This window comes from Mesorhizobium sp. M6A.T.Ce.TU.002.03.1.1, assembly GCF_003997275.1.
GTDB classification, from domain to species: Bacteria; Pseudomonadota; Alphaproteobacteria; order Rhizobiales; family Rhizobiaceae; genus Mesorhizobium; species Mesorhizobium mediterraneum.
Map to the genome: position 1 here is coordinate 1 of NZ_RZTI01000171.1, position 10,374 is coordinate 10,374.

The window sequence follows — 10,374 nt, forward strand, 5'->3', positions numbered from 1 at the left end:
GGCAGCTGACGCGTGTTCAGAAGGATAGGATGGACTGCGAGGCGTCGGCAGCGCAGTCGGCAGCGTCGTGTCCGCCTCGCTCGGGCGTGGGCGATTGTGGAAATACTTCGACTCCCACGCCGCGATCGTGGCGTCGTGGATCGCCATGGTCATATAGGTGTAGACGCGGTGTGCATTGGGAATCTGCTGGTTTTCGAGAAGGCGGTTATTGACCAGTTCGATCCATCGATAGCCGGGCGATCCGGCATCCCAGAACGTGATCCCGGCGGCAGTCTGCGCATCGTTCTTTGCGACAAGATCGCGGAGCTGCTTCAGTTCAGTTGCGGAATCGTCCGGTGGCGGCGGTACGCGGAGATCCTTTCCTGACGTGATCACCCACGTCTTCCAAGTTCCAGCCTCCGGCTCTATCGAATCCGATTGGCCGAAAGCGTAGTTTCCTGACAAAAGGATTACCGCGCACGCCTTGCCTAGGGCTCTGAGCATGTTGGGTCTCCGGTTCCTGACCCCAGCCCAAGTACCTATCAGTTTTGCCGGCTCTCGTCGCGTTGTTATTTTAGCGGTGTCTAATTATACACAAAGGCGCCCCCAACCAAAGCGAATACAGGCGCGTTTTTGAACGTCGCGACCGAAGGTTGATCGTCATCTTTTCCGCCCGCTGCGGACCTTTACGCCCGCGACGGAAAGGTCAGGCTCGGGTCACGGAGCGACACTTGGATGATAGCGCCGCTCCGCATGGCTTTACAGTTCGATCTGTTCAGAGATCGCCAAAGCGTCATCTACTTCTATACCGAGGTAGCGCACGGTGCTCTCCAGCTTGGTATGACCGAGCAGCAGCTGAACCGCACGAATGTTGCCGGTCTTCTTGTAGATCAGTGAAGCCTTCGTGCGTCTCATTGAATGCGTTCCGTGTCGCTTTGGTTCGAGCCCAATGCTGGATACCCACTTCTCGACGATCCGCCCGTACTGCCTTGTCGACATATACGGCTTAACTCTCACGCGACTGGGAAACAGGAACTCGCTTTCGGTGAGGTGGCGACGGGCTATCCATGCACCGACTGCGGCTCTGGTCTGCTCCGTGATCTCGAATTGCACAGGTCGCCCGGTCTTCCTCTGAACAATCACCGCCCGATCGCGGACGCTGCCGGAAAGGGCTATGTCTCCGACAGTGACGGCCACCAGCTCGCAACCTCGAAGCTTGCTGTCGATGGCGAGATTGAAGAGCGCTAGATCCCGTTCAGCGCCCGACACCTGAAGTCGTGTCCGGATACTCCAGACCTCACGCGGCTTCAGAGGAGGCTTTTGGCCAACGATGTGGCCCCGGTAGCAACTGGGCATGGTCCTTCTCCCATGCCGCCCTCCGCACCGCAGCGCCCGACGCGAGCCGCGAATTGTAGCGGCTAAAGGGCGTTGTCTTCGAGGATTCGATCGCACAAGGTTGCCGGATGTCAGCCTGGTCGACGCAGTGCTCGATGGGTAGAGTCGCGCCACTTTCCGACCTCAGCACCTCTAAGCGCGAACGTCTGGTGTGATGCCTGATGCGCGCGCTCGTAGGGCATCTCGCTGTTACATCGCGGTGACAAAAGCACCGCCACGGTGGCGTCAACCGGTTACCAAGGGCCGCAAATATCTCCGGCCTTCTGGGAGTGGCGTGTCAGCGTCCCCAGAGGCTGCGTGGGCGTGTCGCCGGTTCGCTGTTAGCGCGGTGACTGGATCGCTCCACGCCTCGCAAGCGGGATAGCGAAATCTCGTGAAGGCAAGGTCAAGCTGCGTTCCCCGTTCTGAATCGGCGATGGGCAGCGGCTGGGAGAGATGGATACCATGCACGTTGGACGTCTGGAAGTTGGCGGGGCATGGGCGCAAGGCAGCCCGCGTGCACGTGCCTGGCCGGGCGGTGCAATGACCGCGCAGCGCCGCCTCGCAGCGATCCTGGCTTGCGACGTGGTCGGCTATTCGCGCCTGATGGAGCGCGACGAGCGCGGCACGCTCGAGCGGCTCAAGACATACCGCAAGGACCTCCTCGAACCGCTGGTCTCCGAGCATCAGGGCCGGATCGTCAAGCTCACTGGCGACGGCATTCTGTGTGAGTTCGCGAGTGTCGTCAACGCGGTGACCTCGGCGATAGCGATCCAGCAGGCTTTGGCAGAACACGAGGCGGAGACGCCCGAGGAAGAGCGGATACGCTTCCGCATCGGCGTCAATCTCGGCGACGTGGTCTGCGAGGAGGACGGCGACCTCTACGGCGACGGTGTCAACATCGCCGCCCGCCTCGAAAGCATCGCCGATCCCGGCGCCGTGGTCGTCTCGGGCACCGCCTACGACCACCTTCAAGGCAAGCTCGACGGCGGCTTCACGCTGCTCGGCGACCTGCGCCTCAAGAACATCGAGCGGCCTGTGCGCGCCTATCGCGTCGAGACCGACGCCAGCGCCTCGGTGGCTGCACCGCCTCCCCTGCCCACGAAACCCTCGATCGCAGTTCTGCCTTTCACCAACATGAGCGGCGACCCCGACCAGGAATACTTCGCCGACGGGCTGGTGGAGGACATCATCACGGGATTGAGCCGGGTGAACTCCTTCTTCGTGATCGCCCGCAACTCGTCCTTCACCTACAAGGGCCGAGCGGTGGACCTGCGCCAGGTCGGGCGCGAGCTGGGCGTCCGCTACGTGCTCGAAGGCAGCATCCGCAGAGCAGGATCGCGGGTGCGCATCAGCGGGCAGCTGGTGGACGCGATCAGCGGGCACCATGTTTGGACCGACCGCTTCGAGGGCGACGTGAGCGACATCTTCGACCTGCAGGACAAGGTGACCGAGAGCGTCGTCGGTGCGGTCGAGCCGAGCATCCGGCTGGAGGAGATCAAGCAGGCGCGCATGAAGCCGACCGACTACATCAGCGCCTACGACCTCTACCTTCGCGCGCTGCCGCGCTTCTACAGCATGACGCGCGAAGGCTTTGCCGACGTGCGCCGGCTCACCAACGAGGCGCTCAGCATCGACCCAGGCTTCACCCTGGCGAAGGCACTCGGTGCCTATATCCGCAGCCTGTCCGTGAGTCAGTGCTGGCACGAGCCCGACGATTTCCGCGTCGCCGTGCGCATGGCCCGCGAGGTGCTGGCCGACGCGCGAGACGACCCGACAAGCTTGCGTTTCGCCGCGCAGGTGATCGCCTACAGCGCCAAGGATTACGAGACGGCGCTGGACACGATCGAACGGTCCCTGCTCCTCAATCCCAATTCGGCGCAGGGCTATACGGGCAGCGGCTGGGTGAACGCCCATTCCGGCCGCCCCCTCGTCGCGATCGAGCACTTCCACAGGGCAATGCGGCTGAGCCCGGTCGACCCCGAGAAGGGCATCGCGCTCTCCGGCATCGGGATGAGCTACCTGATGCTCGAACGCTACGAGGAAGCGCTGGCTTGGGGAGAACGAGCGCTGCGCGAGATGCCGAATTACGGCTCCTCGCACCGGGTGGTGATCATGGCGCTGGTCAAACTCAATCGGCTGGACGAGGCGCAGGCGGCGGCGCGGCGGCTGATGGAGGCGTTCCCGACCTACACGCTCGGCCTGCAGAGGCAGATCAACCCGTGGCGAGACAAGGTGTTCGCCGAGCGCTACGTCGAGGCGCTGGGTATTGCCGGCGTGCCGGAGTGATCGTCACGTTTGCAAAGATGCCCTCTCCTGCGCGTCACGTCCGGCCAGGCGACGTCCCTTGATCCCGCGTCGCTTCTGGAAGGATAGTTCTCTGGCCGGCTTGTCCGAGGACTGAGCGCGTAGAGCAGCCGTGAACAGCCGGCGAGCTCTCTGTTGGGTTCGCGTCGAACTTCCGGTTTCCAGCCTGACGAGACCTAACGACGGTCCAGACAAATGTCGCCTTCAGGTCACGACGTTCCCTTGACCTGCTATCAGGGATGGCCCGCAAGGGGTCGGTTCTTGCCGTCCACCGGTACCAAGTGTCAGACTTTCACCATTAGATGGTGACGAGCATCTTGCCGGCGTTGGCCAGCGGCGTCGTCACGCCCGACAGCATCGTGCGGATATGGGGAACGCTCTGATAGCGACCGTTGACCGAAATGCGCGGCAGCGCTTGCAGGAAGCCGGCATGTTCGGCGCGCAGCACGCCGTGGCGGGTCGTCACCGCCGAGGCATAGCCGGCGTCGCGGGCAAAGCCGACTTCGCGGCCGCCGACGGCGCTGGCATAGCCATAGGGATAAGCGAAATGGCGCGGCGCCTCGCCGAGTTCGGCCTGTAATATGCGCCTGACATCGTCAACCTCATGGCGCGCGTCGGCTTCGGAAAGCCGCTTCAGATTGCGATGATTGACCGTATGCGCGCCGATCGTCACCAGCGGATGCCCCGCCATGGCACGGATCTCGTCCCAGTTCATCAACACGCCCTGGCGTGCGTCCAACTCGATACCGTTCGACCGCGCCAATTCGCGCAGCACCGCGCGCTGGTCCTCCTCGCGGACCTCCAGCGTCAGATAGTCGTGCAGGCGGGCAAAGGCCTGGAGTTTCTTGCCTGGGGTCGAGCAGTCGATCGTCACCGGACCGTTCGGCGTTGTCAGGAGCAACCGGTCCCGCGCGCTGACGATGTCCTCGACCACCTCCCACCATAGATCGGCGGCGCCGTTTATCAGCCCCGGCGCGACATAAATGGCGACCGGCGCACCGTGCTTTTCCAGCACCGGCAGCGCCTCGGTCATGTTGTCGCGGTAGGCGTCGTCGGCGGTGATCGCCGCGAACTGGCCGCCCTTGCCGCCGGCCTTGATGCGCTCGACCGCCTCGTCCAGCGTGACGAATGTATAGCCGTTCGCCTTCATGTCGGCGATCACGGCATCGAGGAACTCAGGCGCAATGTTGAGATGCCGGTTGACGCTGCCAGGCTTTTCCGGCGTGGCGGTGACCCGGTGCAGCATCAGGATGGCGCCGATGCCACCGACAAACGGCTTGGCCAGCGGGGCAAGACCGGTATAGCGGACGACGTTGAGCGCCAGTTTCCGGATTGCCTCGCCCCCGTCGATCATTCGTTCACCTTTTGCGCCTAGGCTCATCCCAGCAGGGAATGCGCCTACGCGAGCCCCCAATCGCGGTGAATACGCCTTAAAGGATTGAGGTATGGTTGACGCCACCGCGTCATTTGATGGCAATCGGCTCGAAGCAGTGGAGGCGGCGCCGCGCGCGTTGCCGGTGGATCATGCCGGCCTGTCGGTCTCGGTCGCCGACAGCGTAGCATTTGCAGCTTATGCCGAGTTCTGCCGTTCGGCGCTGTTCGCGCCGGCACAGAGCCCGGCCTGGATCCTGAACTGGGCCAAACATGCCGAGGCGGACAGCGTTTTGGCGACGCTGAGCGCTGAAGGCCGGCCGGTTTTTTCGTTGGCGCTGGAAGTCACCAGCAGCGGTCCATTCCGCGTCGCCCGTTTCATGGGCGGCCGCCATGCCAACGGCAATTTCGCCGCCGCCGACCCGTCTTGGCTGACCAAGACAGACGGCGCGGCAATCCGCTCTATGCTGGCGGCGGTCGCCAAGGCGCGGCCGGACATCGACCTCGTCGCACTGGAGCGGCTGCTGCCAGATCTCGAAGGCATTGCCAATCCGCTTGCCTCGCTGCCCAATTTTCCGAGCCCGAACCTGTCGCTGGCCGTCGACTTGGCGGGAGGTTTCGATGCACTGCTCTCCCGCGCGAGCGGCAAGCGCAAGCGCAAGAAGCACCGCTCGCAGACGCGCAAGTTCGAGGCCGTCGGCAGCCAACGCCGCATCGAGGCCCGGACAGCGGACGAGGTGAACAGACTGCTCGATGCGTTTTTCGAGATGAAGGAGTTCCGCTTCCGCAAGATGGGCATCGCCAACGTCTTCGGTGAGCCGGAGGTTCGTACTTTCTTCCGTGCGCTGTTCGTCGAAGCGCTTTGCGACGACAAGCCGTCCTTCGTGCTGCATGGGCTCGAGGTCGCCGGCAAGCTTCGCGCGGTCACCGGATCGAGCCGCACGGGAAAACGCCTGATCTGCGAATTCGGGGCGATCGCCGACGACGACCTCGCCCATACCAGCCCCGGAGACTTCCTGTTCTTCGACAACATCCAGGAGGCCTGCGAGAGGGGGCTCGATGTCTATGATTTCTCGGTCGGCGACGAACCCTACAAACGGCTGTGGTGCGATATCGAGACCCAGCATTTCGAGGTCCTGGTTCCGCTGACGTTGAAGGGCCGCGCGCTGGCGCTTATCCTGCTGCAAGGCGCGCGCCTGAAAGCCTTCGTCAAGAACAGCCCGACGATCTGGAAGCTGACAAAGGTGCTTCGCCGCAAGACGGCCGGGCACGCAGCACCTGCCGCTGGCGAAGACGACAGCTGATCGCTGCCGGGATTTCGGGGACTTCGGGAAAACTATCGAACCGTCTCAGGCGGCGGAGCGCCGTCCCGGCACCGGCGTCCCTGGCGTCGCATGGCCGACCGGCGTCACCAGCGTCAGGTCGGGATAGCCGCTCTCGATCAGCTCGACCGCGGCATGCGTAACCTCGTCGTCCGGCTCCAGCATCGACAGGAAGACCTCGGTGCCCTCGCCGACAAGGCGGCCGATGCCTTGCGCGTCGGTGGGTCCGCATTCGACCACGACCAGATCGTAGGCGGTGGTCAGCGACTGCATGATGATCGGCAGCCGGTCGGCGGCGCGCATTGCGCGGACCGGATCGGCGGTGCCGACGGGAATGACGTGGCAGTCCGAATAGAGATCGGGATGGATCACGTCGCTGAACTGCGCTTCCGAGGCGAGTAGATTGGTGATGCCCGGGAAAAGCCCGCTGTCCAGCATCGGCCGCGAGGCGGCGCCCGAGGCGGTGAGATCGAGCAGGAGCACACGCAGGCCGGCGTCGGAAACCTCTCGCGCCACCAGCACCGCAGAGGCGGCCGCCTCGTCGCCTTCCGGCGACACGAATATGGCGCGTGCGGCACCGCTTGAGATCAGTTTCTCCACCGCCTTGTCGATATCGACCTCGCCAAGGGTGGGGCGCGCCGGCTCGACGTCCTCGCCCGTTGCTGGGGCAGTTGCTTGCACCGCGGCAACCGCTTCCGGCTCTGCCTCCGCTTCCGCCGCCCGGTCCTCGACCTCTTCGATATCGCTTTCTTCGATGTCGGCTGGCTCCTGCCTGGCAACGGGCATCGCGACCTGCTCGATCCGCTCGAAGCGGGCGCCGGCGGCCGGCCGCATGGCGCGACCCGAAAACAGCTCTTGCAGAAGCGTCACGATCGCCATGAGCAGCAACGAGCCGACGAAGGCTGCACCGGCGATCGGCAGGATTTTTGGGAAATAGGGCTCGGACGGCGCCACCGCGCGGGAAAAGACACGCGCATCGACCGGAAGATAGTTGCTGTCCTTGCGCGAGGATGCCTCGCGGTAGCGGGTCAGGTAGGATTCGAGCAACTGGCGCTGGGCGGTCGCTTCGCGCTGCAGCGCGTCCAGTTCGACCTGCTGGTCGCCGGCGCGCGCCGATGCAGCCTTCAGCGTGTTGACGTCGGCGACAAGCTGATTTTCGCGGGCCTGGGCGGTCTGCGCCTGCGTCATCAGCCCTCTCATGATCTTTTCCGCCTCGTTGCGGATCTGGCGATCGAGATCGGCAAGCTGCGACCTCAGCGCCCGGATGCGTGGATGATTGTCGAGCAAGGAGGTGGAAAGGTCGGCGATATTGGTCTTGAGCTCGACCTGCCGCTCGCGCAGACGTTGGATGAGTTCGGAAGACAGCACCTCCGGCACCGCATCCAGCGAACCGCCATTCTGCAGCGCCCTGCGCACGCCGTCGGCAGTCGCTTCCGCCGAGGCGCGATTGGCGCGCACCCGCGACAGTTCGCTGGACAGTTCGGAAAGCTGTTGCGTGGCGAGCACCGAATTGTTGCCGCCCATCAAAAGATCGGACTGGGCGCGGTAGCTTGCTACCTTGCCCTCGGCATCCTTCACCCGCTTTGACAGGTCGGCGATCTCAGGCGCCAGCCAGTCGGTTGCAGCGGAATTCGATTCGGTCTTGGCATTGCCCTGGACGGAGATGTAGGCGTCGGCGATGGCGTTCGGAATTTCGGCGGCAAGCCTGGGGTTTTCCGAGGAGAATTCGATGACGATAACGCGCGATTTTTCAACACGATAGACGTTGAGCTTCTCGCGCATGGTCTTCAGCACGCGTTCTTCCGGCGGAATCTCGTTGGGGTCGCTTTTCAGGCCGGCGATGACGAGCAGACGACTCAACACCGGCATGTCAGCCGCCTCGTCGAACTCGGGAAGCCGCGATAAATTGAGCTTCTGCGCCACCTGCTTGAGGATGTCGGTCGAGGAAATGACCTCGACCTGACTGGTCACGCCTTCCTCATCGAGAATCGGCCTGTCGTCGTTGTTGGTGCCGTCGGGGCGCGTGTAGACGGATTCGCGCGTTTCGATCAAAAGCCGTGTTTCGGCCATGTAATGCGGCGTGGCGAGCCAGGCGAGCGCGAGCGCCAGGCCGGTTACTACAAGCGCCACGACAAGAATGCGCAGCCAGTTCCTCGCCAGGCTTGCGAAGAGCTGCCTGAGATCGACGTCGACATCTGCGGCCGCGGATTGAACGGACATGCATCCTGCTCCGGTACTTAAAGCGCGTCGCGTTTGAACAGGTTCAGGTGACGCGCTTTAAGCTCTTGTTTTCATGCATGTCGTTGTCCCAAAACCGCTGCGCACTTTTGGGCGACATGCATTGGTCAGGATGCACGGTAAACAACTATGGTAACTCAGCCGTTAATATCGCGGTAAGCATCTGTTAGGTTTTACTCGCAAGCGGCAATAAAAGCATCGAAACCGGTCGTCTTTTGTCGGATGCCGCCGCTTCCGCTGCACGCCTTTACCGGCCATTAACCCTAACGGGATGATAACGGACCTCGACTCCCAAAGTTTGCCGCGGTGTAACAGCGGCCAGTCGAAGGTACGTGTCCGGTCATGAAAAGCACTGCTTCCCTCTTCCGCGCGCTGCTCGCCGTGTCGTTGCTCGCCGGCTGCTCCAGCTACCGGCCGGCGCCGGCCGCCTTTCATAAAATGCTCGATCAGCCCTATCGCCTCGGTGCCGGCGACCGGGTCCGCGTCACCGTGTTCGAGCAGGAAGGGTTGACCAACGTCTACAGCGTCGACCAATCCGGCTACCTGTCCATCCCGCTCGTCGGCGCCGTGCCGGCGCGCGGCCACACCGCACAGCAGCTCGAAGGCGAGATCGCCGACAAATTGCGCCAGGGTTACCTGCGCGATCCCGACGTTTCGGTCGAGATAGACCGCTACCGGCCGATCTTCATCATGGGCGAAGTCGGTGCCGCGGGCCAATACTCCTATGTTCCCGGCCTGACCGTGCAAAAGGCGATCGCTATCGCCGGTGGTTTCAGCCCGCGCGCCAACCAGGAAAGCGTCGACATCACCCGCGACATCAACGGCAAGGTCATGACCGGTCGCGTGGCCACCTCCGACCCGCTTCTGCCCGGTGACACGGTCTATGTTCGCGAACGCCTGTTCTAGACCACGTGGCGGACACACTCAGGATCGTCCACTGCTTTCGCTCACCTGTCGGAGGGATTTTTCGTCATGTGCGCGACCTGACCGAGGCGCAGGTCGCCGCCGGGCATTTGGTCGGCATCGTCTGCGATTCGACGACGGGCGGCGATTTCGAGGAACACCTGTTCGAACAAATGAAAGGTAGAATGGCGCTCGGCATCCATCGCACGCCGATGCAGCGGCATGTCGGGCCGGGCGACCTCGCCTCGGCCTGGCGCACCTTTGGGATTATCAAGGAATTGCGGCCGGACGTGCTCCACGGGCACGGCGCCAAGGGTGGCGCCTATGCCCGCCTGTTCGGCTCATTGTTGCGGGTATCAAGGTCTCGCGTAGCCCGCGTTTATTCGCCCCACGGCGGCTCTCTTCACTATGACGAGACGACTGTCGCGGGGAAGCTGTTCTTCGCGCTCGAACGGTTCATGGCGCGCTTCACCGACTATCTTCTGTTTGTCTCCGACTATGAAAGACAGACTTATCGCAGGAAGGTCGGCGAGCCGCCCACACCGAACAACCTTGTCCACAACGGCTTGCGCGCCGCCGAGTTCGAGCCGGTGCGGACCGAGCCGAATGCGGCCGATGTCCTCTATATCGGCATGATGCGCGACCTCAAGGGACCGGACATCTTCATCGATGCGCTGGTTCTTGCCGGAACGCGGCTTGGCCGCCCGTTGAAAGCGGTGATGGTCGGCGACGGCGACGACCTGCCGCGCTACCATGCGCAAGTGAAGCGGCTCGGGCTCGAAGGCCATGTGCGCTTCCTGCCGCCGATGCCGGCGCGCAAAGCCTTCGCGCTGGCCGAACTGGTTGTCGTTCCCTCGCGCGCGGAAGCCATGCCCTATAT

General features: G+C 63.3%; 7 protein-coding genes and 1 pseudogene. 4 read left to right on the forward strand and 4 right to left on the reverse strand.

Features of this window, described 5'->3' with window-relative positions; genetic code table 11:
* Window positions 1-483: pseudogene (locus EOC93_RS30245) on the reverse strand (PA-phosphatase); the annotation flags it as partial.
* A gap of 255 nt (window positions 484-738) precedes the next feature.
* The gene (locus EOC93_RS30250; RefSeq protein WP_127206459.1) at window positions 739-1,335 is read right to left on the reverse strand and encodes a tyrosine-type recombinase/integrase; all 597 of its coding nucleotides are present in this window, start codon (window positions 1,333-1,335) and stop codon (window positions 739-741) included.
* A gap of 561 nt (window positions 1,336-1,896) precedes the next feature.
* Here EOC93_RS30250 and EOC93_RS30255 point away from each other — a divergent pair.
* Complete coding sequence (locus EOC93_RS30255) at window positions 1,897-3,642, forward strand: adenylate/guanylate cyclase domain-containing protein (RefSeq protein ID WP_126106881.1); 1,746 nt, start codon at window positions 1,897-1,899, stop codon at window positions 3,640-3,642.
* 316 nt (window positions 3,643-3,958) lie between these two features.
* Here EOC93_RS30255 and EOC93_RS30260 read toward each other — a convergent pair whose 3' ends face one another.
* On the reverse strand, window positions 3,959-5,014 hold the full coding sequence (locus tag EOC93_RS30260) for a polysaccharide deacetylase family protein (RefSeq protein ID WP_127206460.1): 1,056 nt from the start codon (window positions 5,012-5,014) through the stop codon (window positions 3,959-3,961).
* Window positions 5,015-5,105: 91 nt separating this feature from the next.
* Here EOC93_RS30260 and EOC93_RS30265 point away from each other — a divergent pair, with 91 nt between their 5' ends.
* Entirely contained in the window at window positions 5,106-6,335 is a 1,230-nt protein-coding gene (locus EOC93_RS30265; protein WP_127206461.1) for a GNAT family N-acetyltransferase, read from the forward strand.
* A gap of 45 nt (window positions 6,336-6,380) precedes the next feature.
* Here EOC93_RS30265 and EOC93_RS30270 read toward each other — a convergent pair whose 3' ends face one another.
* Window positions 6,381-8,573 carry an exopolysaccharide transport family protein gene (locus EOC93_RS30270; RefSeq protein ID WP_127206462.1) on the reverse strand — a complete coding sequence of 731 codons (2,193 nt, stop codon included), beginning with the start codon at window positions 8,571-8,573 and terminating at the stop codon, window positions 6,381-6,383.
* 360 nt (window positions 8,574-8,933) lie between these two features.
* Between EOC93_RS30270 and EOC93_RS30275 the strand changes: the two genes are divergently transcribed.
* A complete protein-coding gene (locus EOC93_RS30275; protein ID WP_029353441.1) occupies window positions 8,934-9,497 on the forward strand; it encodes a polysaccharide biosynthesis/export family protein in 564 nt (187 codons plus the stop codon).
* Between the two features lie 5 nt (window positions 9,498-9,502).
* Window positions 9,503-10,374: glycosyltransferase (locus tag EOC93_RS30280; protein ID WP_127206463.1), on the forward strand; the 872-nt coding region annotated here is incomplete at its 3' end.

Excerpts from the sequence above, each read along its gene's own strand:
- EOC93_RS30250 (WP_127206459.1), bottom strand. The coding sequence starts at position 1,335 with ATGCCCAGTTGCTACCGGGGCCACATCGTTGGCCAAAAGCCTCCTCTG.
- EOC93_RS30255 (WP_126106881.1), top strand. The coding sequence starts at position 1,897 with ATGACCGCGCAGCGCCGCCTCGCAGCGATCCTGGCTTGCGACGTGGTC.
- EOC93_RS30260 (WP_127206460.1), bottom strand. The coding sequence starts at position 5,014 with ATGATCGACGGGGGCGAGGCAATCCGGAAACTGGCGCTCAACGTCGTC.
- EOC93_RS30265 (WP_127206461.1), top strand. The coding sequence starts at position 5,106 with ATGGTTGACGCCACCGCGTCATTTGATGGCAATCGGCTCGAAGCAGTG.
- EOC93_RS30270 (WP_127206462.1), bottom strand. The coding sequence starts at position 8,573 with ATGTCCGTTCAATCCGCGGCCGCAGATGTCGACGTCGATCTCAGGCAG.
- EOC93_RS30275 (WP_029353441.1), top strand. The coding sequence starts at position 8,934 with ATGAAAAGCACTGCTTCCCTCTTCCGCGCGCTGCTCGCCGTGTCGTTG.